Raw genomic sequence first — 21291 nt, forward strand, 5'->3', positions numbered from 1 at the left:
TCATCCCTGCTCGGAAATGCATGGAGCCGCGGTCCCGAATAAGGGTGCCGCGGCTCTCTTGCAGGAAATGGTTCAGACGGTCTCCGGAAGCTCGTCGAGCCCTTCGGCGACCAGCTTTGCCAGGCGGTCCAGGGCGGCTTCGGAGTCGTCGGCCTCGGATGCCAGCACGATCTCCTCGCCGCCGTGCGCGCCGAGACCGAGCACCGCGAGCATGGAAGCGGCGTTCACCGGGTTGCCATCGGCCTTGGAGATCGTCACGGGGACGCCGGAAGCCGTGGCGGCACGGACGAAGATGGAAGCGGGACGGGCGTGCAGGCCCTCGGCCCAACCGACGTTGACGCGGCGCTCAGCCATGGTTCTGCCCTTCAGGAATCCAATGGTTGTCTAGACCAGTCTCTCATGTGGTGCGCGATGCTCCGGCCGAGCCGCGGCACGCCCAGAACCTGTGCTGCACCGCCGATCGGCCCCCTCAGACTGCCCCGGCCCCAGGCCCTACGCGACCGCTACGGAGCCGTAGTCTTGGCCCATGCAGCCCTCGCCGGAGCAGAGTCCGCAGCACGCGTATCCCGACCACTGGGAAGCGGACGTCGTCCTCCGGGACGGGGGAACCGCGCGGATCAGGCCCATCACCACGGACGACGCCGAACGGCTGGTCAACTTCTACGAGCAGGTCTCCGAGGAGTCGAAGTACTACCGCTTCTTCGCTCCGTACCCGCGTCTGTCCGACCGTGATGTGCACCGCTTCACCCATCACGACTACGTCGACCGGGTGGGTCTCGCGGTCACGGTCGGCGGTGAGTTCATCGCGACCGTCCGCTACGACCGGATCGACGAGCGGGGCAGGCCCGCCTCCGCGCCCGCCGACGAGGCCGAGGTCGCCTTCCTCGTCCAGGACGCGCATCAGGGCCGGGGCGTCGCCTCGGCGCTCCTCGAACACATCGCGGCCGTCGCCCGCGAGCGGGGCATCCGCCGCTTCGCGGCCGAGGTGCTGCCCGCCAACAACAAGATGATCAAGGTGTTCCGGGACGCCGGCTACACCCAGCAGCGCAGCTTCGAGGACGGTTCCGTCCATCTCACCCTGGACCTCGAACCGACCGCGGAGTCGCTCGCGGTCCAGCGCGGCCGCGAGCAGCGGGCCGAGGCTCGTTCCGTACAACGGCTGCTCGCCCCCGGATCCGTCGCCGTCATCGGCGTCGGGCGCACTCCCGGCGGGGTCGGCCGCACGGTCCTGCGCAATCTGCTCGGTGCCGGCTTCACCGGCCGCACCTACGCCGTGAACCGCGCCTTCCCCGCCGACCAGGGCACGATCGACGGCGCCCCCGCGCACCGTTCCGTCGGCGAGATCGACGAACCGGTCGACCTCGCGGTCGTCGCCGTCCCCGCCGACCGGGTTCCACAGGCAGTGGCCGACTGCGGCGAGCACGGCGTCCAGGGCCTGGTCGTCCTCTCCGCCGGGTACGCCGAATGGGGTGCCGAAGGCAGGGAGCGACAGCGGGAACTCGTCCGCCAGGCCCGCACGTACGGGATGCGGATCATCGGCCCGAACGCCTTCGGCGTCATCAACAACGCCGAGGCCGTCCGGCTGAACGCCTCCCTGGCCCCCGAGCCGCCCGCGCCCGGACGCATCGGCCTGTTCACCCAGTCCGGTGCGATCGGCATCGCGCTGCTCTCCGGGCTCTACCGGCGCGGAGCCGGCCTCTCCACCTTCATCTCCGCCGGCAACCGCGCCGACGTCTCGGGCAACGACTTCCTCCAGTACTGGTACGAGGACCCGGGCACCGATGTCGCCCTGCTGTACCTCGAATCGATCGGCAATCCCCGCAAGTTCACCCGCCTCGCACGGCGCACCGCGGCCGTGAAGCCGGTGGTCGTGGTGAAGGGCGCCCGGCACAGCGGCTCCACCCCGCCCGGCCACGCGGTGCCCGTCAGCAGGATTCCCGACGCGACGGTCTCGGCGCTCATGCGTCAGGCGGGCGTGATCCGCGTCGACACGGTGACGGAGATGGTCGACGCGGGCCTCCTCCTCGCCGACCAGCCGCTCCCGGCCGGGCCGCGGGTCGCGATCCTCGGCAACTCCGAGTCGCTCGGCCTGCTCACGTACGACGCCTGCCTGGCCGAGGGGCTGCGCCCGCGCCCGCCCCGCGACCTCACCACCGCCGCCACCCCGCAGGACTTCCGCGACGCACTGACCGAGGCACTCGCCGACGAAGGCTGCGACTCGGTCGTCGTGACGGCGATCCCGTGGGTGGGAGAGGACGGCGAGGCGGAATCGGGCGACGGGGAGGTGCTGGCGACCGCACTGCACGCGGCCGCGGCCGCCGGACCCGCCAAGCCGGTGGCCGTCGTCCATGTGGAGATCGGCGGCCTGGCGGAGGCTCTCGCCGCGGCCACCAGCACGGTCGCGCTGCCGCGTCCCTCGGCCCGGCCCCTCGCCGCCCCCACCTCCACGCACGCCGGAACCACCGCCTCCGCGCAGGCGACTACCACCGGCCCCGGGCCTGCTCCTGCGGCATCCGGCCCCGAACCCGGGTCCACCGGCCCCGTGCGGCCCGTGGCACCGCGTTCCGCCACCACCGGAGCGGACGGAGCGGACGGCGAGGACAGCCCCGGATCCGGCCCCCGTAGCGGCCGGATCCCCGCCTACCCCGCCGCCGAGCGTGCCGTGCGGGCCCTGGCCGAAGCGGTGAGGTACGCGCAGTGGCGACGGCAGGCCGCCGTGCCGGGCAAGGTGCCCGAGTTCCTCGACGACACCATCGACGAGCCGGGTGCCGCCGATCTGATCCATGCCCTGCTCGGCTCCCACCCCGACCCGCGGGGCCGACCGCTCGCGCCTGACGAGGCGCGGGAACTCCTGGGCCGCTACGGCGTCACCGTGCGACCGACCCTCCCGGCCCCCGACCCGGAGACCGCCGTCGCCGCGGCGGCCCGGCTCGGCTACCCCGTGGCGCTCAAGACCACCGCCCCCCATCTGCGCCACCGGGCCGATCTCGGCGGTGTCCGGCTGGACCTCGCCAACGAGAACGCACTTCGCCGGGCGTACGGCGAACTGACCGACCTGCTCGGCAAACCCGCCGAACTCCAGCCCGTCGTCCAGGCCATGGCGCCGCGCGGCGTCGACACCGTCGTCCGGGCCGCGATCGACCCGGCGGCCGGCGCCGTCCTCTCCTTCGGACTCGCGGGCGCGCCCTCCGAGCTCCTCGGCGACACCGCCCACCGCCTCGTTCCGGCCACCGACCGCGACGCCGCCGAGCTGATCCGGTCCATCCGGGCCGCCCCGGTGCTGTTCGGCTGGCGTGGTGCGGCGCCCGTGGACACCGCGGCGCTCGAAGAACTGCTGCTGAGGGTGTCCAGGCTGGTCGACGACCACCCCGAGGTGGTCTCCATCGCCCTGGAACCGGTCGTGGTCGCCACCCAGGGGCTGACCGTTCTCGGTGCGAGCGTCCGGCTCTCGCCGCCCCCGGCCCGCACCGACCTCGGCCCCCGCCGGCTCCCCAACTACTGACCCGGGCGGCAGGCTTCGTCATCCGTCGCCGGACGGGCGTGAACGCGCGCCTCCCCTCACCGCTCGGGCCCAGGTCGGCCCTGCCGCACAACGTCCCCGGCAGTCGTCCGTCCCCCGTAGGATGGTCCTCATGGCTAAGACCGGTACGACGACCCAGGGGCTGCGCGCGGCGATCGAGCGCAGTGGCTACTACCCGGCCCTCGTGGCCGAGGCGGTGGAGGCCGCCGTGGGCGGTGAGCCGGTCGCTTCGTACCTTGTGCACCAGGAGACCACCTTCGACTCCAACGAGGTGCGGCGCCATGTCACGGTCCTGGTCCTGACCGACAACCGATTCATCGTCAGCCACACCGACGAGCAGAACGCGGACACCAGCTCCCCGACGCCGTACGCCACCACCTCCACGGAGTCGGTCAAGCTGGACCGGATCTCGTCGGTCGTGGTCAGCCGTGTCGTGGCCAACCCCGAGAAGTACGTTCCGGGCACGCTGCCCCGCGAGGTCGTCCTCACCATCGGCTGGGGCGCCGTCTCCCGCATCGACCTGGAGCCGGCCGCCTGCGGCGACCCCAACTGCGAGGCCGACCACGGTTACACCGGCAGCTCCACCGCCGACGATCTGAGTCTGCGGGTCAGCGAGGCCGGTGACGGTCCGGACACCGTGCGCCAGACCCTTGCCTTCGCGCAGTCGCTGTCCGAGGCCACGGCCGCGACCGCGGCGACCGGCCGCTGATGGCCCAGCCGGCCTGGCAGGACCCTGTTCTGCTCCCCGTCGACACCGCCCCGGTCCCGGAGTACGGCAGCGGCTCGCTCTGCGATCTGCTGCCCACGCTCGTCGCCGGCCAGGGCGTACCGGGCTTCACCGCGGCGATCCCCGAACTCGCCCCGGCCGACCGGAACTGCGTGTTCCTGATCGACGGCCTCGGCTGGGAGCAGATCAAGGCCCACCCGGACGAGGCACCGTTTCTGCACTCCCTGCTCCCCACCTCCCGCGGTGGCACCGGCCGTCCGGTGACGGCGGGCTTCCCGGCCACCACCGCGACGTCGCTGGCCTCGGTCGGCACCGGACTTCCGCCCGGCGAGCACGGCCTGCCCGGCTACACCGCGCGCAATCCGGAGACCGGCGAGCTGATGAACCAGCTCCGCTGGAAGCCCTGGACCTCGCCGAAGGCCTGGCAGCCGTACCCCACCGTCTTCTCGCTCGCCGAGGCCGCGGGGGTGCGCACCGCCCAGGTATCCGCACCCGCCTTCGAGCAGACCCCGCTGACCAAGGTCGCACTCAGCGGGGGCTCGTTCCTCGGCCGGCTGTCCGGCGAGGAGCGGATGGACGTCGCCGCGGAGCGGCTCGCCGCGGGTGACCGCTCGCTCGTCTACACCTACTACAGCGAGGTCGACGCCAAGGGCCACCGCTTCGGCGTGGACTCCGACGCCTGGCGGGGGCAGTTGATGTACGTGGACGGCCTGGCCCGGCGGCTGGCCGAACAGCTCCCGCCCCGCTCGGCGCTGTACATCACCGCGGACCACGGCATGATCGACATCCCCTTCGACGAGCGGTCCCGGATCGACTTCGACGAGGACTGGGAGCTGCGTGCGGGCGTCGCCCTGCTCGGTGGCGAGGGCCGCGCACGGCATGTGTACGCGGTCCCGGGGGCCGAGAGCGACGTACTGACCGTCTGGCGGGAAGTGCTCGGGGAACAGTTCTGGGTGGCGAGCCGGGACGAGGCGATCGCGGCCGGCTGGTTCGGCCCGAAAATCGATGAACGTGTCCACGGGAGGATCGGCGATGTCGTCGCGGCGGCCCACGACGACGTGGTGATCACCGCCTCGGTCAATGAGCCGCACGAGTCCGCGATGGTCGGCATGCACGGCTCGATGACCCCCGTCGAGCAGCTCGTGCCGCTGCTCGAAGTACGCTCGTAACCGCGTTTTTCCCCTCGCAGGTCCGTCATCACCGTTTCGCGGACCTGCCTCGCCCCGCCCGAAAGGTCCTCAGCCCCTCATGCCCGAGCTTGTGTTCTTCTCCGGAACGATGGACTGCGGAAAGAGCACGCTGGCGCTGCAGATCGGCCACAACCGTTCGGCGCGTGGCCTGCAAGGTGTGATCTTCACGCGTGACGACCGGGCGGGGGAGGGGAAGCTCTCCTCACGCCTGGGTCTCGTCACCGAGGCCGTCGAGGCCGATGAGGGCATGGACCTGTACGCGCACCTCGTCGACCGGATAAGCCGGGGCGGCCGCGCGGACTACGTGATCGTGGACGAGGCACAGTTCCTGGCCCCCGTCCAGATCGACCAGCTCGCCCGTGTCGTCGACGACCTCGACATGGACGTCTTCGCATTCGGTATCACCACGGACTTCCGGACCAAGCTGTTCCCCGGATCCCAGCGGCTGATCGAACTGGCCGACCGGGTCGAGACGCTCCAGGTCGAAGCGCTCTGCTGGTGCGGCGCCCGGGCCACGCACAATGCCCGGACGGTCGGCGGCGAGATGGTCGTCGAAGGAGCCCAGGTGGTGGTGGGAGACGTCAACCAGCAGGCGGACGAGGTCGGTTACGAGGTGTTGTGCCGCCGTCACCACCAGCGCAGGACGACCAGCGCGAGCGCCCGCGCGGGCGCGCTCTCCCCGGATGTGCTGCCCGTCTCCTCTGCCTGAACCGTCCCCTCCGGTGTCGGGTACGGATGCTTAGGATGACGCTGTGAACACGGTGAGCGCAAAAGAGGCCAAGTCCGAACCGGGCCCCCTGGGCAAGGTGCAGCCGAGGCAGCTGATCGTGACGGTCTACGGACTGTACGCGCGCGACACCGACGGCTGGATGTCCGTGGCCTCGCTGATCCAGCTGCTCGCCGACCTCGGTGTCGAGGGCCCCACCGTGCGCTCCTCGGTCTCCCGGCTGAAGCGCGCCGGACTGCTCGACGCGGAATCGGTCTCCGGAGCCGCCGGATACCGGATCTCACCCGAGACCGAACGCATTCTGCGCGACGGTGATCCGCGCATCTTCGCGGCCCGCAGGGCCACGGTGGACGAGGGCTGGGTGCTGGTGGTCTTCTCCGTGCCCGAGTCCGAACGGGCCAGGCGGCACACCCTGCGCACCCAGCTGACCAGGCTCGGCTTCGGGTCCGTGTCGGCCGGGGTGTGGATCGCACCGGGACATGTGCACGACGAGGCGGAGGACATGCTCGCCCGGCACGGGCTGCGTTCGTACGCCGACCTGTTCCGGGCCGACTACCTCTCCGTGGCCGGGGGCGAGGACGGCGCAGCGGACCTGGCCGCGAAGGTCCGCTCCTGGTGGGACACCGTCCGCCTGCAGCGGCTGTACGTCGAATTCCTCGCGGCGCACCGTCCGGTGGCCGAGCAGATCGCGAGCGGCGGACCGGTGACGGACCGCGAGGCGTTCACGACGTACATCAGGGTCCTCACCGACTGGCGTCGGCTCGTCTACCTCGACCCGGGCGTGGCGCGTGAACTGCTGCCGGCGGAGTGGAGCGGAACCGAAGCATCCGAACTCTTCGACGAGATACATGCCCGACTGGCCGGCCCCGCCCACCGCCATGTCGAACGGGTCCGGGCCGGCTGACCGCCCCGCGGCCCGACGGCTCAGCGAGCCGCCGACCGCAGGATCGTGAACGCCGCGCCCTCCGGGTCCGCCACGGTCGCCACCCGGCCGCTCGATCCCTCCCGGGGCGGCTGCAGGATGTATCCGCCGAGGTCCACCACGCGACGGGCGGCCTCGTCGGTGTCGTCGACCTCGAAGTACGTCATCCAGTGCGGCCCCCGGTCGCGCGGCAGGGCGTGTCCGACGCCGTGCAGCGAGGCCACCGGGCGGCCGTGCAGATGCAGGGTCTGGTAGTCGAAGTCGGCCGAGACCACGGCCTCCGGCTCGTATCCGAAGACCGTCTGGTAGAACTTGCAGACCGTCGACGTCTCGCGGGTCACCAGCTCGTTCCAGACCGGGGTGCCGTGGGCGCCCGCGAGCGCCGTACCCATGTGCGCGGCGGCCTGCCAGATGCCGAAGACCGCGCCACTGGGATCGGAGGCGATGGCGAGCCGGCCCGCCTCACCCGCGTCGAGCGGTCCGACGGCCACCGTGCCGCCGCAGGAGCGGATCATCTCCGCCGTGACATCGGCGTTGTCGGTGGCCAGATAGGTCGTCCAGGCGACCGGCAGATGGCGTTCGGGCGGCAGTTGTCCGATGCCCGCGACCACTTTCCCGTCGATCAGCGCGCGGACGTACGGACCCAGCTGATCCGGTCCGGGCACGAACTCCCAGCCGAACAGGGCGGCGTAGAAGTCCTGGGTCGCGCTCAGTCCGTGCACGATCAGACTCACCCAGCAAGGTGTTCCAGGCGTGCGCCGGGCGGCAGCCTCGGTCATCGTCACTCTCTCCTCGGACCATCGTGGTGGCCGTACGGGGGGAACGGGGCCGGTGTGCCGCCGTGCGGTACAGGATGTGTACGCCCCGTGCAGATGCTTGCACCACCCGGCGCACGATGTGCCCCGGCCGCGCCGCACTTTCCTGGATCTCGACTGAGGGAGACCGGTTTTGTGTGGTACGTCCGCTTCGACGGTATGACGAGTGGGGCGGCTCCTGCGCGAGGATGGCACCCATGAAGCCCATCATCACGGCATCCGAATACGCGAGCGAGTCGGCGGGGCCACGTCCGCCGGTGCTCCTGGACGTACGTTGGCAGCTGGGCGGCCCGCACGGCCGACCCGATTACGAGGCCGGGCACATCCCCGGTGCGGTCTTTGTCGATCTGGACGCGGAACTCGCCGGTCCGGCGGGCGTCGGCGGCCGTCATCCGCTGCCCGATCCGGAGGAGTTCGGCGCGGTGATGCGCCGGGCCGGTGTCTCCCGGGACACTCCGGTGGTCGTGTACGACGGCGGCCAGGGCTGGGCTGCGGCGCGCGCGTGGTGGCTGCTGCGCTGGACGGGGCACGAGGACGTGCGGGTCCTGGACGGCGGTCTCGCCGCCTGGAAGGGAGACCTCCAGAAGGAAGCCCCGATCCCGGCCGAGGGCGACTTCCGGCCGGTCCCCGGTGCGCTGCCACTGCTGGACGCGGACGGGGCGGCGGCGCTGGCTCGTACCGGACTGCTGCTCGACGCGCGGGCCGCCGAGCGTTACCGGGGCGATGTGGAGCCGATCGACCGGGTGGGCGGGCACATCCCGGGTGCTGTCTCGGCCCCGACCTCCGAGAACGCGCGGGACGACGGCCGATTCCTGCCCGCCCGGTCGTTGGCGGCCCGTTTCGAGGGGCTCGGTGCCGACCGGGCGCCGGAGGTCGGCGTCTACTGCGGCTCCGGCGTGTCCGGCGCCCATGAGGTGCTGGCCCTGGCCGTCGCCGGGATCCCTGCGGCGCTGTACGCGGGTTCCTGGTCCGAGTGGTCCGCGGACGAGTCCCGCCCGGTGGCCACGGGCCCCGACCCCCAATAACGAAGCCCGCGCCGCGCGGATCGACCGGCACTGCCGCAGGGCGCCCCGGCCGCGCGTGGCCGGGGCGCATGCGCCGCGAGGAGCGCGTAAGGCACGAGAGGTGCGTAAGACACGAGGGCCCGTACGCAGTGGCGTACGGGCCCTCGTCATGCTGCGGTCACCCCGTTCAGTCCTGCTTCTTGCGGCGCGTACCGAAGACGATCTCGTCCCAGCTCGGCACGGCGGCACGGCGGCCCGGCCGGACGCCGTCCGCCTCGGCCTGGCGATCCGTCGTCCCGGTCAGCCGGTCGCGGTGACCCGCCACCGCCCGCGGCATCAGCACATCCGCATAGGCGGAACCGGCGCCGGCGGAGGCCGCCGCGGCGGGCGGCTCATCGGCCTCCGGTTCCGGCGCGGCGGGTTCGATGGCCGGAGGCTCGGGCGGCGCGGGCCGCTCGGGCACCACCATGTCGCCACGGAAGCTCGGTACCGCCTCCAGCAGGCTGGTCAGCGAATCGCGCTCGCCGGCCGAGATGCCGCCGATGTGCTCCTCGGGCTCGGGGACCGGGGCCGTCGGGCGCTCCATCTGGCGGTCCAGGGCGCGGTCGAGCGGCCTGTCGCGAGGCAGCCTGGCGATCCGGGGCACGAACGGGAAGCTCGGCTCGGGCGCGGCGACGTCGTCGGTCTCGCCGATCAGTGAACGCGCCTCGTCGTCCACGGCCTGGACCAGTCGGCGCGGCGCGTCGTACGTCCAGCTCGCCGAGTGCGGCTCGCCCGCGACCCGGTAGACCAGCAGGACCTCCCAGGTGCCGTCGTCGCGGCGCCAGGAATCCCACTGGACGGTCTCCTTGTCGGCGCCGCGCAGCAGCAGCCGCTCCTGCACCGCCTCGCCGAGCTGGGGGCCGGTGTTCTCGCCGGGACGGCGCACAGGAGTCTTCCGGGCCCGCTCGGCCATGAAGGCGCGCTCCGCGAGCACGGGGCCCTCGAAGCGGCGGACACGGTCGACCGGGATGCCGGCGAATTGAGCGACCTCCTCCGCGGAGGCACCGGCTCGTATCCGGGCCTGGATGTCGCGGGGGCGGAGATGGCTCTCCACCTCGATCTCGATCTGGCCGAGCCGCGCGCGGTCGTTGCGCACGGCGGCTCGCAGCCGCTCGTCGATCGGAAGCGTGTACTCCGTGCTGTCCGCAGCCTTGAGCACCAGTCGTGTGCCGTCGTTGGAGACGGCCACGACACGCAGTTCGGGCATGGGGACCTCCCGGGTGGTGCCTGCCGACGTCACGTGCGTCGCTGCTTCCGCTAGTCGAGTGTGGCCTGCCCGGGTGCAGCCTGCCACAACATTGCCGTGTTGCCCGGCGTGTCGGGCGTGAGCCCTTGATCGCCGGTATGACACGGTGACCTATTGTGCAACACAAAGTGACCGCTGGTCACCTCATGTAGCCAGTCCCCGTGCGATGCCGTGGCGCCGCCGGATCGAGTGCCTCCTTCGGCCCCCTCCCGAAGATCCCGGACGCCCATGCGGGAGTCCGGCCCCAGGGCTCGCCACAGTACTCCATTCGGGCCATGTGGGTGGACCGCCGCGCCGCCGAAGTTCTCGTGAGGTGCGGGAGTTGATTCACCCAGCCCGGTGCGGGCGACCTTCACGCGTGTCCTGCTTCACAGAATCTCCTGAAGCGGAACTATTCACTTCGTTCACATGTCCCTTCCTGTTGCATGGTGGGAGAGATGTCAATCAAGGGCTGGAAATGGTGCAGAAGCCGGAAAGTGACATAAAACCCAAAGAAAGGCGTATAGATCTGAGCCTGCCGCAGGTGGCGGGCAGCGCGGTGGCAGCGGTCGCGGCGGCCGTGGCCGCCTCCCAGCTGGGGGTGTACGGAACGATCCTCGGCGCGGGCGTCATGAGCGTCGTCGCCACCTGTGGCGGTTCGGTCTTCCAGCACTTCTTCCGCCGCACGGGGGAGCAGATCCGCGAGGTCACGGTGCAGGTGAAGCACCCGGGCCGGGAGGTGACCGTGCGTACACGGGAGGCCGTCGACGCGCGCGGGGCACAGGGGGAGCGGCGGCCACCGGCCGGGACCCCCGACGGCGCCGCGGACGCCACCACGGTGATGCCCGCCATGGACGCCACGACCGTGCTGCGTGAGGCCGACGCCACGACCGTGCTGCGCAGCGCGCCGGCGGATCCGGACCGTACGCGGCTGCTGCGGCGGTTCGACGGGACGCGGTCGGCCACGGCGGGCCCTTTGGACCAGGACGAGGAGTTCTCCGAAGCCACCACCCACGGCACCCGGCTCCGCGGCTGGAAGCGGTCGGCGCTCGGGGCGGCCGTCGTCTTCGCCGTGACGATGGCCGGGATCACCACGTTCGAGCTGGTCTCCGGCAATGGTCTGAGCGGCGGCCAGGGAACCACCGTGGGCTCCGTCGTACGCGGTGGGGAACGGGGCTCGGGGTCGAACGACCCGGCACCGTCGACCAGCGAGGAACCCGGCCGGGGGCAGACCCCCGGCCAGGAGAGCGGTGCGACGCCCGGCACGAGCCCACAGGACGGGCGGAGCGGGAACCCCGACGCCGGTCAGGGCGACCGTTCCTCGGCCGATCCGACGCCCAGCCCCACGCCGTCCGACAGCACCGGAAACGTGACCGGCCCGTCCCCGGCGGCCACGTCCTCGCCGGCGGCGCCCGGCAACGGCGGCAGCACCGGCCCGGACACCACGGGTGCGGGCGACGCCCCCGCGCAGGGCGACGGAGCCACCTCGGGCACGGGCACCGGGCAGTGAACGGCCGCGGCGCTCAGTCGCCCAGTACCCGGCGCAGATAGTCGTTGCCGAAGAGCCGGTCCGGGTCCAGCCGGTCGCGTACGGCGGTGAACTCGCCGAACCGCGGGTACACCCCTGCGAGGTACTCGGCATCGCGGGTGTTGACCTTCCCCCAGTGCGGCCGGCCGGCGTGGGCCGTCATGATCCGCTCGACCGCCGTGAAGTACGCCTGGTAGGGCGTGCCCTTGTAGAGGTGGACGGCGATGTACGCGCTCTCCCGGCCCGAGGCCGTGGAGAGCGCGATGTCGTCCGCGGGGGCGGTGCGGACCTCCACCGGAAAGCTGATCCGCAGGGGCGAACGCTCGACCATGGCCTTGACCTCGCGCAGTGCCTCCACGGCGGCCTCGCGCGGCAGCGCGTACTCCATCTCCACGAAGCGCACGCGGCGCGGGCTGGTGAAGACCTTGTACGGGATGTCGGTGTACGTACGGGCCGACAGGGCGCGGCTGGAGATCTTGGCGATCGAGGGAATGGTGGCCGGGACCGCCCGGCCGAGCGAACAGGCCACCTGGAAGACCCCGTTGGAGAGGAGCTCGTCCTCGATCCAGCCGCTGACTCTACCGGGCGGGGCGGCGGGGCCCGCGCTGCGGTTGTTGCGCTTGGTGTTGCAGTTGCCGGTGTGCGGGAACCAGTAGAACTCGAAGTGCTCGTTCTCGGCGACCAACTCGTCGAAATCCGCCGTGACCCGGTCGAAGCCCATCGGTTCCTCGCGGGCCGTCAGCAGGAAGACGGGTTCCACGGCGAAGGTGATCGCCGTGACGACGCCCAGGGCACCCAGCCCGATCCGGGCGACGGCGAAGACGTCGGGGTTCTCCTTCTCCGAACAGGTCAGCACCGTGCCGTCGGCCGTGACGAGTTCGAGGCCGCGGATCTGCGCGGATATGGACGCCGAGTCACGACCGGTGCCGTGGGTTCCGGTGGAGGTGGCCCCGGCGACCGTCTGCTCCATGATGTCGCCCATGTTGGTGAGCGACAGGCCCTCCCTGGCCAGAGCGGTGTTCAGCCGCTTCAGCGGGGTCCCGGCCTCGACGGTCACCGTCATCGCCTCGCGGTCGATCTTCCGGATGCCGGTGAGCAGATCCGGGCGGATCAGCACGCCGTCCGTGGCCGCCGCCGCGGTGAAGGAGTGCCCGGTGCCGACCGGCTTCACCTTCAGCCCGTCCTCGGACGCCCGGCGCAGTGCCTCGGCGAGTTCCGGCACGGAGGCGGGGGACACGGCCCGTACCGGACGGGCGCTGACGTTCCCAGCCCAGTTACGCCACGCGTTCGTCGTCGTCCGTGCGTCGGTGTCGGTCATCTGCCCCGCGCCCTTCCGTAGGAACCGGCCCGCTGAGCCGGCGATACCCCAGGAACGCCACCGCGGCCGCGAGCGCTCCCGCCACGGCGGGCACCGCGTACCCCGCCTCGGCCCCGGACGCGTCGACCACCCAGCCGGCGGCCGAGGAGCCGAGCGCCACGCCGACGGCGAGCCCGGTGCTGGTCCAGGTCATGCCCTCGGTCAGTTTGGTGCGCGGTACGTGCTGTTCGACGAGGGCCATGGTGGTCACCATCGTCGGTGCGATGGCGAGGCCCGCGACAAAGAGCGCCACGGCCAGAAACGGGGCTCCCGGCCAGTTGGAGGGGGATCATACTCACGGCCATCGCACACACACCCACCAGCCACCGGGTGGCAGCCCTTCCCTTGATGTGAAGCAGGCCGAAAACGGCTCCGGCCAGACAGGACCCCAGCGCGTACACGGCCAGCACGAGGCTTGCCGCGGCCTTGTGGCCCCGCTCCTCGGCGAAGGCCACCGTCACCACGTCGACGGCCCCGAAGATCGCCCCCGTCGCCACGAACGTCACCACCAGCACCCTCAGCCCCGTGGAGCGCAGCGCGGAGCCGTCGGTGTGCTGCTCACGCGGATGCGGCACCGGCTCGGTGGCACGCTGCGCGGTCAGCCAGAAGACGCCGACCAGCAGGAAGCCGGCCGCGAGCAGCGGTCCCGCCTCCGGGAACCAGGCGGTGGACAGACCGATCGAGATGATCGGCCCGAAGATGAAGCACACCTCGTCGACGATCGACTCCCACGAGTACGCGGTGTGCAACTGCTGCGGCGATCCGCGGTAGATGTCCGCCCAGCGGGCCCGGATCATCGAGCCCACGCTGGGGACGGAGCCGGCGCCCGCAGCGAAGACGAAGAGCGTCCAGTCCGGCAGCCGCTGCTGCGCACAGATCAGCAGGCCGGCCACCGCCGCCAGCGCGACCAGGGTCACGGGGCGCAGCACGCGGCGCTGCCCGTGCCGGTCGACCAGCCGGGAGATCTGCGGCCCGATCACCGCCGCCGACATCGCCAGCGTCGCGGAGAGCGCGCCCGCGAGCCCGTAACGGCCGGTGAGCTGGGAAACCATGGTCACCACGCCGATGCCCATCATGGACAGCGGCATCCGGCCTAGGAATCCGGCCGCCGAGAACCCCTTGGTGCCGGGGGCGGCGAAAATCGCGCGGTAGGGACTGGGCAAGGAGGGCTCCGGAACAGCGTGATCACACGCGCCAGTAATGCGTGAATATGGCCGGTACAGCTTACGGTCGGGTCGGGCGCCCCGACACGGGGGTGGGCCGGGAGCCGACGTCGGTGGGAGCGCCGTCCGAGGTGGGTGGCAGGATCGGTGCCATGTCCGATCTGCGCGATCCCGCTCCCTACGACGCCCTCCTGCTCCTCTCCTTCGGTGGCCCCGAAGGCCCGGACGACGTGGTCCCGTTCCTGGCCAATGTGACCCGTGGCCGCGGCATCCCCGAGGAGCGGCTGAAAGAGGTCGGCAAGCACTACTTCCTGTTCGGCGGCGTCAGCCCGATCAACGGCCAGAACAGAGCCCTGCTGGACGCCCTGCGCACGGACTTCGCGGAGCACGGGCTCGATCTGCCGGTGTACTGGGGAAACCGCAACTGGGCGCCGTACCTGACCGACACCCTGCGCGAGATGGCCACTGACGGACACCGCCGCATCGCCGTCCTCGCCACCAGCGCCTACGCCTCCTACTCGGGCTGCCGGCAGTACCGCGAGAACGTGGCCGAATCCCTGGCAGCCCTGGAGGCCGAGGGCCTGCCGGTGCCCCGGGTCGACAAGCTCCGGCACTACTTCAACCATCCCGGGTTCGTGCAGCCCATGGTGGACGGTGTCCTCGCCTCGCTGGCCGACCTCCCCGAGGACGTACGGGGCGGGGCGCACCTCGCCTTCACCACGCACTCCATCCCCGTTTCCGCCGCCGACACCTCCGGCCCGGTGGAGGCGCACGGCGACGGCGGCGCCTATGTCGCCGAGCATCTCGACGTCGCCCGGCTGATCGTCGACGCGGTGCGCGAGGAGACCGGCGTGGAGTACCCCTGGCAACTCGTCTACCAGTCCCGCAGCGGCGCCCCGCACATTCCGTGGCTGGAGCCCGACATCTGCGACCACCTGGAGACACTGCACGGCGAAGGCGTGCCCGCCGTGGTGATGGCCCCCATCGGTTTCGTCTCGGACCACATGGAAGTGCTCTACGACCTCGACACGGAGGCCACCGCGAAGGCCGCCGAGCTCGGACTCCGGGTGCGCAGGTCCGCGACCGTGGGCGCCGATCCCCGGTTCGCCGCCGCCGTGCGGGAGCTGGTGCTGGAGCGCGCAGCCGCCGAACAGGGGCGCGGCGCGCGGCCCTGCGCGTTGGGCGAGCTCGGCCCGAGCCATGACCTCTGCCCGGTCGGCTGCTGCCCGGCGCGGGCTCCCAGGCCCGCCGCCGCGGGCGCCGACAGCCCGTACGCGTGACAAGCCCCTGCCGCACGTCAGAGCCCCCTGGAGCGCCGTGACCGACCCGAACCCCACCGAACTGCTCGACCTCGCCCTGGAGGCCGCCCATCGCGCCGGTGTGCTGCTGCGCGACGGCCGTCCGGCCGACCTGGGAGTGGCAGCGACCAAGTCCAGCCCCATCGACGTCGTCACCGAGATGGACATCGCCGCCGAGAAGCTGATCACCGGTTTCCTCGCCGAGCGCCGCCCCCAGGACGGCTTCCTCGGTGAGGAAGGGGCCAGCGCGGCGGGCAGCAGCGGTATCCGCTGGGTCATCGATCCGCTCGACGGCACGGTGAACTACCTGTACGGACTGCCGACATGGGCCGTCTCCATCGCCGCCGAACGGGACGGCGAACGGATCGTGGGAGTGGTGGAGGCCCCGATGCGCCGTGAGACGTACCAGGCGGTGCTCGGCGGCGGGGCGTACGCGAAGGGCGGTGCGTACGGTGCCGGCACCGCGCTGCGCTGCCGGCCCGCGCCGCCGCTCGACCAGGCGCTCGTCTCGACCGGCTTCAACTACGTCGGTCACGTCCGGAAGCACCAGGCGGACGTGGCCCAGAAGCTGATTCCGCGGCTGCGTGACATCCGGCGCAGCGGTTCCGCCGCCGTGGACCTCTGCGATGTCGCGTCCGGCCGTCTCGACGGCTACTACGAGCGCGGGCTCCACCCGTGGGACCTCGCCGCCGGGGACCTCATCGCCAGGGAGGCGGGGGCGTGCACCGGCGGCCGTCCTGGGCAGCCCGCCGACGGCGACCTGACGGTGGCCGCGACACCGGCTGTCTTCGAGCCGCTGCAGAGCCTCCTGGAGGAGTTCGGAGCCTGGCACGACTGAAACCGGTCGGCCGGAGTCTTCCGGCGCGCCAGAAGGGCCCCTGACGCCGTTGTCCGACGTCAGGGGCCCCTCTCGCGCGGCTCAGATGCTGGTGGCGCCGACTTCGACGCCGTGCTCGGCGGCGAGGCGGTGCAGGTCGTCCAGCTCGCCCTGCTCGACATCCGCGAGGAAGTCGTCGCCCGTCTCGCGCGCTTTCGTGAGGTCGGACTCGGTTGCCCTGATTCGTTGCAGCAGACCTGCGGTGAAAGCGTCCATAATGCGCCCCCTCATCGTGGGTCGGTGGCACGGGGGTGTGCCCGGGTTTCCCTCCGCGCGCAGGCGGTAGGGCGGGTGATCACGCGCTCTCCGGGGACGGAGCGGCCAGTGGTACGCCACATTCAAGGCGTGATCGCGGGTGTGAATGCGTCCTCCCCAGCCGCGAGCTCAGAGAAACCTCAACTGGCCGGGAAATCCGGCGCATTCCCCGGAGCCCTCGGTGGGGCAGCACCGTCTTACCGCCGGTTTATGCGCGTTGCGGGCAGGATGGAGCCGCACAGAGCATCACCGATGAGCGGCCCGCATCACGGACCGTGAGCGCATCGGGACGTTCTGAATTTTCCGTTTGATTTTTCTAAGGAAGGACAGCGCCGTGCGCGTACTCGTCGTGGAGGACGAGCAGCTGCTCGCCGATGCGGTGGCCACCGGATTGCGCCGTGAGGCCATGGCCGTCGATGTCGTGTACGACGGTGCCGCGGCCCTGGAACGCGTCGAGGTCAACGACTACGACGTCGTGGTGCTGGACCGGGACCTCCCCCTGGTGCACGGCGACGACGTCTGCCGCCGGATCGTCGAGCTGGGCATGCCCACCCGGGTGCTCATGCTCACCGCGTCCGGTGACGTCAGCGACCGGGTGGAGGGCCTGGAGCTGGGCGCCGACGACTATCTGCCCAAGCCGTTCGCCTTCAGCGAGCTCACGGCACGGGTGCGGGCCCTGGGCCGGCGTACGACGGTGGCGCTGCCGCCGGTCCTGGAGCGCGCGGGCATCAAGCTCGACCCCAACCGACGCGAGGTCTTCCGGGGAGAGGCCGAGATCCAGCTCGCGCCGAAGGAGTTCGCCGTGCTGGAGGTCCTGATGCGCAGCGAGGGCGCGGTCGTCTCGGCCGAGCAACTGCTGGAGAAGGCCTGGGACGAGAACACCGACCCGTTCACCAATGTCGTCCGGGTGACGGTCATGACGCTGCGCCGCAAACTCGGCGAGCCGCCGGTGATCGTCACCGTGCCCGGCTCCGGCTACCGGATCTGAGCCGATGCCCTCCGTCCCCGCGCCGCCGACGGCGCCTCCGAAGCCCACCTGGGAACCCAAACAGCAGGAGCCGCCCTACTGGCTGCGGCCGACCATCCGGATACGGCTCACGCTGCTGTACGGCGGCATGTTCCTGATCGCGGGCATCCTGCTGCTGTCGATCATCTACATGCTGGCCGCGCAGGCCCTGCACGTGGGCAGCGAGCTGCCGTTCAAGATCGTGAGCGGTCAGGTCACCAGTGACGTGTGCAACTTCAACGACAAGTCGACGCCGGACGCCTTCAACGCGGCGATGAACTCCTGTGTCAACCATCAGCGCCAGCGGGCGCTGGACACCCTGCTGAACCGATCGCTGCTGGCCCTGGTCGGGCTCAGCGTCATCGCCTTCGCCTTCGGCTACGCCATGGCGGGCCGGGTGCTCTCCCCGCTGGGCCGGATCACCCGGACCGCTCGCCGGGTGGCCGGAACGGATCTGTCCCGCCGGATCGAGCTGGACGGCCCGGACGACGAGCTGAAGGAGCTCGCCGACACCTTCGACGAGATGCTGGACCGCCTGGAGCGGGCCTTCACCGCTCAGCAGCGGTTCGTCGGGAACGCGTCGCACGAGCTGCGGACCCCGCTCGCGATCAACCGGACGCTGCTGGAGGTCCATCTCTCCGATCCGCAGGCCCCGCCCGAGCTGAAACAGCTCGGCAAGACCCTGCTGGCCACCAACGAGCGCAGTGAGCAGCTGGTCGAAGGACTGCTGCTGCTCGCCCGCAGCGACAACCAGATCGTCGAGCGCAAACCGGTCGACCTCTCCGAGGTGGCCTCGCGCGCGATCGATCAGACGCGTGGCGAGGCGGAGGAACGGGGCGTGGAGATCCGGGCCGAGCTGGCCTCCGCCGTGATCCAGGGCAATGGCGTCCTGCTGGAGCGGATCGCGCTGAACCTCGTACAGAACGCCGTGCGCTACAACATCCCCGAGCAGGGCTGGGTGGAGGTCACCACCGAGCTGCAGTCGGGCCATGCCCTGCTGGTGGTCTCGAACACGGGCCCCGTGGTGCCCGCGTACGAGATCGACAACCTCTTCGAGCCCTTCAGACGGCTGCGTACGGAGCGAACGGGCAGCGACAAGGGGGTGGGGCTCGGACTGTCGATCGCGCGGTCCGTGGCGCGCGCTCACGGCGGCCGGATCGTCGCGGAACCCCGCGAGGGGGGTGGTCTTGTGATGCGTGTCTCACTGCCGGTCTGAGAGGCTGGGCGGAGCGATCCGTGCGCGGAGGAATTTGTTCGCTTTGAGCGGAATTTTCGGGACCTGGACCCGGAGCGGCCGTGTGTGATCGATCACAGAAGCGAATATCAGGACGTCAACGCTCCGTGATCGGGGTCGTCACCGGAAAACCCGCAAAAGTCGGGGTTTTCGGGGCCCGATATCACGGGAAGTACACGGGGTGGCGCCCGTGAAGCACGACACCGGGACCGTGTACGGTCCCCATCGCCACCCAAGCCGATCACTCCCGAGCGGTCCTTTTGGGTGTCGATTGAGTAACAGACCTTGATGTGAGGCAAAATCTCCGCCTCGGGTCGGGCACAAGTCCGGCCTCTCACGCGTTACGTGCGCTGAGACACCGCAGACACCCAGAGGGGGAGAGCGACATGGCAACGGATTACGACACCCCACGCAAGACCGATGACGACGTCGACCAGGACAGCCTTGAAGAGCTGAAGGCCCGACGGAGCGACAAGACGGCGTCCGCCGTCGACGTCGACGAGTTCGACGCGGCCGAAGGGCTGGAGCTGCCCGGCGCGGACCTGTCCAACGAAGAACTGGCCGTGAGGGTCCTGCCCAAGCAAGCCGACGAGTTCACGTGCATGAGCTGCTTCCTCGTGCACCACAGGAGCCAGTTGGCACGCGAGAAGAACGGCCAGCCGATCTGCCGCGACTGCGACTAGGCCGAGCGGCCGTGGCAGGCGACACACCGTTCCGGAAGCGACGCTTTCGGCGCAAGAGGTCGTCGGAGGCGAATCAGGGCGGTACAGGCCCGGCAGAAGGCGTTGCAGCGCCTGCCGAGCGGTCCGCCCTGCCACCCTCCACGGGTGTTCGGGACGACGAGCGGGGCCGGTCGGCCTCGCTCGAAGTGGTCACGGCAGCCGAGGGAGTCGACACGGCCGATGGGGCCGGACAGGTCGACAGGACGGAGCCCGTGACCGGGGCAGGCCGTCTGGGTTCGGTGAAACGGGGGGTACGCAAGGGCGGGGAGAGCTTCAGGGCCGCGATCGGTCATATCGCCGACCTGATCATCGAAATGGCTCCCCGCGTCCCTGTGCGTGACCTCGCCACCCTGCGCAAGCAGTTTCCGGGCCTCGGGCCCGAGGAGCTCGCCGACAAGCTCATCGCGGGGGCGAGCAAGGCCACCGCCGCGGTCGGCGCAGGTATCGGCGCGGCGGCCATGATGCCCGTGCCGCCCGCCCTGCTCGCCGAGCTGACGGCGGAGGTCACCGGTGTGGCCGCGATCGAGATGAAGCTCGTCGCCGAGCTGCACGAGGTCTACGGGCTGCGCCCGCCGGGCGGGCTCACCCAGCGTTCCACCGCCTATCTGACGTCCTGGACGGAGGAGCGCGGTATCGATGTCGCGCATCCCGCGACGGTCAACGCTGCGCTGGGCGGCCAGATGAAGCGCGAGCTGCGCCAGCAGATCATGAAGCGCACGATGCGCAACTTGCCGAATCTCGTCCCGTTCATGATCGGCGCCGCCGTCGGCGCGATGGTGAACCGGCGCGACACCAGAAAGCTTGCCGAGCGGGTCAGGAAGGACCTGCGCAAGCACCGGATCCCCTGGGACCGGCTTTCGGAGCTGCCACCGATGGATCCGGGCGGCCCGCACAAGGGGCTGCCGGGCGAGCCGGGGAGGTAGGGCCTCTCGTTCGGATCAGGTCCGGCGGGTCAGGACCTGCTGGCTGCCGACGAAGCCCCTGGAGAGCCCGCGAAGGGCTCCCGCCGGGTACATGGAAGAACGAAGACGGCTCGGATCGCGAAGAACCCGGGACCAGGTCACTGCGGCCACGCCGCCAGGGTGCGCGCCGGGTGGCCTCGCAGGGCAGGCGGGGGTTTGCGAACACGCCTCTTCGGGCCGTGCCGCGATGCCCGGCCCGTGTCGCGGTGCGTCTTTCAGGTCCGTACCGCGCTGAGCGCGGCGACCAGGGCCTGCGGCTCGCGGGTCGACAGATAGACGTACGGCGTCGGGTCCTGCGGGTCGGTGACCTCCACCCGCACCGCCGTCGGGATGTAGCTGCGCAGCACCATGAACGCGCGGGTGTCCGCCTTGTACGAGCGCCACGCACGCGCCTCCTCCGCGTCCAGCACCTCGGCCTCACCGAGCGCCGACACCGGAATGCGCGCGTCACCGGCCACCAGGGCGCCCGCTACGACCCGGATCCTGGTCGAACCGTAGGAGCTGACCGCGACCGCCGAGAGCGCCGTGCCGCCCACCAGGCCGGCCAACAGCGGCAGACCGCCGAGCGGCAACAGCATCAGGGCACAGGCGATGCCGACCAGGAACGCGATGAGCCACCACGAACGGGGTGCGGTCAGTCGCTCGTCGAAAGGCGGGGTGGAAGGCTGCATGAACCCAAGCTTGGCACGGTGCGACCTGCGGGTGGCCGCGCGGGTA

19 protein-coding genes and 1 pseudogene are annotated in these 21291 nt (G+C 71.1%); 13 read left to right on the forward strand and 7 right to left on the reverse strand.

Annotation, left to right across the window (positions count from 1 at the left end):
- Positions 1–72 precede the first annotated feature (72 nt).
- On the reverse strand, positions 73–354 hold the full coding sequence (locus tag ACF1B9_RS22265; protein ID WP_093898943.1) for an HPr family phosphocarrier protein: 282 nt from the start codon (positions 352–354) through the stop codon (positions 73–75).
- A gap of 172 nt (positions 355–526) precedes the next feature.
- On the opposite strand from ACF1B9_RS22265, the gene ACF1B9_RS22270 reads away from it, so the two are divergent.
- The 5 genes from ACF1B9_RS22270 to ACF1B9_RS22290 all read left to right on the forward strand — a co-directional run bounded on the left by ACF1B9_RS22270 (position 527) and on the right by ACF1B9_RS22290 (position 7068).
- The gene (locus ACF1B9_RS22270) at positions 527–3502 is read left to right on the forward strand and encodes a GNAT family N-acetyltransferase (RefSeq protein ID WP_391743216.1); all 2976 of its coding nucleotides are present in this window, start codon (positions 527–529) and stop codon (positions 3500–3502) included.
- A 130-nt stretch (positions 3503–3632) separates the two neighbouring features.
- Positions 3633–4229 carry a DUF5998 family protein gene (locus ACF1B9_RS22275; protein WP_376272361.1) on the forward strand — a complete coding sequence of 199 codons (597 nt, stop codon included), beginning with the start codon at positions 3633–3635 and terminating at the stop codon, positions 4227–4229.
- Entirely contained in the window at positions 4229–5416 is a 1188-nt protein-coding gene (locus ACF1B9_RS22280; RefSeq protein ID WP_391743218.1) for an alkaline phosphatase family protein, read from the forward strand. Before ACF1B9_RS22275 ends, ACF1B9_RS22280 begins: the two co-directional genes overlap by 1 nt.
- 79 nt (positions 5417–5495) lie before the next feature.
- Complete coding sequence (locus tag ACF1B9_RS22285; RefSeq protein WP_391743220.1) at positions 5496–6146, forward strand: thymidine kinase; 651 nt, start codon at positions 5496–5498, stop codon at positions 6144–6146.
- Between the two features lie 43 nt (positions 6147–6189).
- Entirely contained in the window at positions 6190–7068 is an 879-nt protein-coding gene (locus tag ACF1B9_RS22290; protein WP_391743221.1) for a PaaX family transcriptional regulator C-terminal domain-containing protein, read from the forward strand.
- Between the two features lie 20 nt (positions 7069–7088).
- On the opposite strand, the gene ACF1B9_RS22295 is transcribed toward ACF1B9_RS22290, so the two are convergent.
- Entirely contained in the window at positions 7089–7865 is a 777-nt protein-coding gene (locus ACF1B9_RS22295; protein ID WP_391743222.1) for a VOC family protein, read from the reverse strand.
- A 233-nt stretch (positions 7866–8098) separates the two neighbouring features.
- On the opposite strand from ACF1B9_RS22295, the gene ACF1B9_RS22300 reads away from it, so the two are divergent.
- A complete protein-coding gene (locus ACF1B9_RS22300; RefSeq protein ID WP_391743224.1) occupies positions 8099–8926 on the forward strand; it encodes a sulfurtransferase in 828 nt (275 codons plus the stop codon).
- A 166-nt stretch (positions 8927–9092) separates the two neighbouring features.
- Here the strand turns inward: ACF1B9_RS22300 and sepH are convergent, their stop codons facing one another.
- Complete coding sequence (gene sepH / locus ACF1B9_RS22305) at positions 9093–10154, reverse strand: septation protein SepH (protein WP_391743225.1); 1062 nt, start codon at positions 10152–10154, stop codon at positions 9093–9095.
- A gap of 496 nt (positions 10155–10650) precedes the next feature.
- Between sepH and ACF1B9_RS22310 the strand changes: the two genes are divergently transcribed.
- A complete protein-coding gene (locus ACF1B9_RS22310) occupies positions 10651–11682 on the forward strand; it encodes a hypothetical protein (RefSeq protein WP_391743226.1) in 1032 nt (343 codons plus the stop codon).
- Positions 11683–11695: 13 nt separating this feature from the next.
- Here the strand turns inward: ACF1B9_RS22310 and ACF1B9_RS22315 are convergent, their stop codons facing one another.
- Together ACF1B9_RS22315 and ACF1B9_RS22320 are read right to left on the reverse strand one after the other, a co-directional pair.
- Positions 11696–13018, reverse strand: a complete 1323-nt coding sequence (locus ACF1B9_RS22315; RefSeq protein WP_391743227.1) for a D-arabinono-1,4-lactone oxidase — start codon at positions 13016–13018, stop codon at positions 11696–11698.
- Positions 12975–14220: pseudogene (locus ACF1B9_RS22320) on the reverse strand (MFS transporter). The gene ACF1B9_RS22315 and the pseudogene ACF1B9_RS22320 overlap by 44 nt, the downstream one beginning before the upstream one ends.
- A 152-nt stretch (positions 14221–14372) precedes the next feature.
- Here ACF1B9_RS22320 and ACF1B9_RS22325 point away from each other — a divergent pair.
- Both ACF1B9_RS22325 and ACF1B9_RS22330 read left to right on the forward strand, forming a co-directional pair.
- Positions 14373–15500 (forward strand): ferrochelatase, encoded by a 1128-nt coding sequence (locus tag ACF1B9_RS22325; protein ID WP_391743229.1) that lies wholly within the window; start codon positions 14373–14375, stop codon positions 15498–15500.
- A 37-nt stretch (positions 15501–15537) separates the two neighbouring features.
- Entirely contained in the window at positions 15538–16356 is an 819-nt protein-coding gene (locus tag ACF1B9_RS22330; protein ID WP_391743231.1) for an inositol monophosphatase family protein, read from the forward strand.
- 81 nt (positions 16357–16437) lie between these two features.
- On the opposite strand, the gene ACF1B9_RS22335 is transcribed toward ACF1B9_RS22330, so the two are convergent.
- Complete coding sequence (locus ACF1B9_RS22335) at positions 16438–16611, reverse strand: hypothetical protein (protein ID WP_391743232.1); 174 nt, start codon at positions 16609–16611, stop codon at positions 16438–16440.
- 373 nt (positions 16612–16984) lie between these two features.
- On the opposite strand from ACF1B9_RS22335, the gene ACF1B9_RS22340 reads away from it, so the two are divergent.
- The 4 genes from ACF1B9_RS22340 to ACF1B9_RS22355 all read left to right on the forward strand — a co-directional run bounded on the left by ACF1B9_RS22340 (position 16985) and on the right by ACF1B9_RS22355 (position 20535).
- Entirely contained in the window at positions 16985–17638 is a 654-nt protein-coding gene (locus tag ACF1B9_RS22340) for a response regulator transcription factor (RefSeq protein ID WP_266357093.1), read from the forward strand.
- A gap of 4 nt (positions 17639–17642) precedes the next feature.
- Positions 17643–18872: a sensor histidine kinase gene (locus ACF1B9_RS22345; RefSeq protein WP_391743234.1), complete on the forward strand. Its 1230-nt coding sequence runs from the start codon at positions 17643–17645 to the stop codon at positions 18870–18872.
- A gap of 404 nt (positions 18873–19276) precedes the next feature.
- Complete coding sequence (locus ACF1B9_RS22350; protein WP_003965732.1) at positions 19277–19573, forward strand: DUF4193 domain-containing protein; 297 nt, start codon at positions 19277–19279, stop codon at positions 19571–19573.
- Positions 19574–19584: 11 nt separating this feature from the next.
- Complete coding sequence (locus ACF1B9_RS22355; protein WP_391743235.1) at positions 19585–20535, forward strand: hypothetical protein; 951 nt, start codon at positions 19585–19587, stop codon at positions 20533–20535.
- Between the two features lie 254 nt (positions 20536–20789).
- On the opposite strand, the gene ACF1B9_RS22360 is transcribed toward ACF1B9_RS22355, so the two are convergent.
- The gene (locus tag ACF1B9_RS22360) at positions 20790–21245 is read right to left on the reverse strand and encodes a DUF3093 domain-containing protein (RefSeq protein ID WP_391743237.1); all 456 of its coding nucleotides are present in this window, start codon (positions 21243–21245) and stop codon (positions 20790–20792) included.
- Positions 21246–21291 lie beyond the last annotated feature (46 nt).

The organism is Streptomyces sp. NPDC014727, from assembly GCF_043083485.1.
In the GTDB taxonomy this organism is placed as follows: Bacteria; Actinomycetota; Actinomycetes; order Streptomycetales; family Streptomycetaceae; genus Streptomyces.

Excerpts from the sequence above, each read along its gene's own strand:
- ACF1B9_RS22265 (WP_093898943.1), bottom strand. The coding sequence starts at position 354 with ATGGCTGAGCGCCGCGTCAACGTCGGTTGGGCCGAGGGCCTGCACGCC.
- ACF1B9_RS22270 (WP_391743216.1), top strand. The coding sequence starts at position 527 with ATGCAGCCCTCGCCGGAGCAGAGTCCGCAGCACGCGTATCCCGACCAC.
- ACF1B9_RS22275 (WP_376272361.1), top strand. The coding sequence starts at position 3,633 with ATGGCTAAGACCGGTACGACGACCCAGGGGCTGCGCGCGGCGATCGAG.
- ACF1B9_RS22280 (WP_391743218.1), top strand. The coding sequence starts at position 4,229 with ATGGCCCAGCCGGCCTGGCAGGACCCTGTTCTGCTCCCCGTCGACACC.
- ACF1B9_RS22285 (WP_391743220.1), top strand. The coding sequence starts at position 5,496 with ATGCCCGAGCTTGTGTTCTTCTCCGGAACGATGGACTGCGGAAAGAGC.
- ACF1B9_RS22295 (WP_391743222.1), bottom strand. The coding sequence starts at position 7,865 with ATGACCGAGGCTGCCGCCCGGCGCACGCCTGGAACACCTTGCTGGGTG.
- ACF1B9_RS22300 (WP_391743224.1), top strand. The coding sequence starts at position 8,099 with ATGAAGCCCATCATCACGGCATCCGAATACGCGAGCGAGTCGGCGGGG.
- sepH (WP_391743225.1), bottom strand. The coding sequence starts at position 10,154 with ATGCCCGAACTGCGTGTCGTGGCCGTCTCCAACGACGGCACACGACTG.
- ACF1B9_RS22310 (WP_391743226.1), top strand. The coding sequence starts at position 10,651 with ATGGTGCAGAAGCCGGAAAGTGACATAAAACCCAAAGAAAGGCGTATA.
- ACF1B9_RS22315 (WP_391743227.1), bottom strand. The coding sequence starts at position 13,018 with ATGACCGACACCGACGCACGGACGACGACGAACGCGTGGCGTAACTGG.
- ACF1B9_RS22325 (WP_391743229.1), top strand. The coding sequence starts at position 14,373 with ATGTCCGATCTGCGCGATCCCGCTCCCTACGACGCCCTCCTGCTCCTC.
- ACF1B9_RS22335 (WP_391743232.1), bottom strand. The coding sequence starts at position 16,611 with ATGGACGCTTTCACCGCAGGTCTGCTGCAACGAATCAGGGCAACCGAG.
- ACF1B9_RS22345 (WP_391743234.1), top strand. The coding sequence starts at position 17,643 with ATGCCCTCCGTCCCCGCGCCGCCGACGGCGCCTCCGAAGCCCACCTGG.
- ACF1B9_RS22350 (WP_003965732.1), top strand. The coding sequence starts at position 19,277 with ATGGCAACGGATTACGACACCCCACGCAAGACCGATGACGACGTCGAC.
- ACF1B9_RS22360 (WP_391743237.1), bottom strand. The coding sequence starts at position 21,245 with ATGCAGCCTTCCACCCCGCCTTTCGACGAGCGACTGACCGCACCCCGT.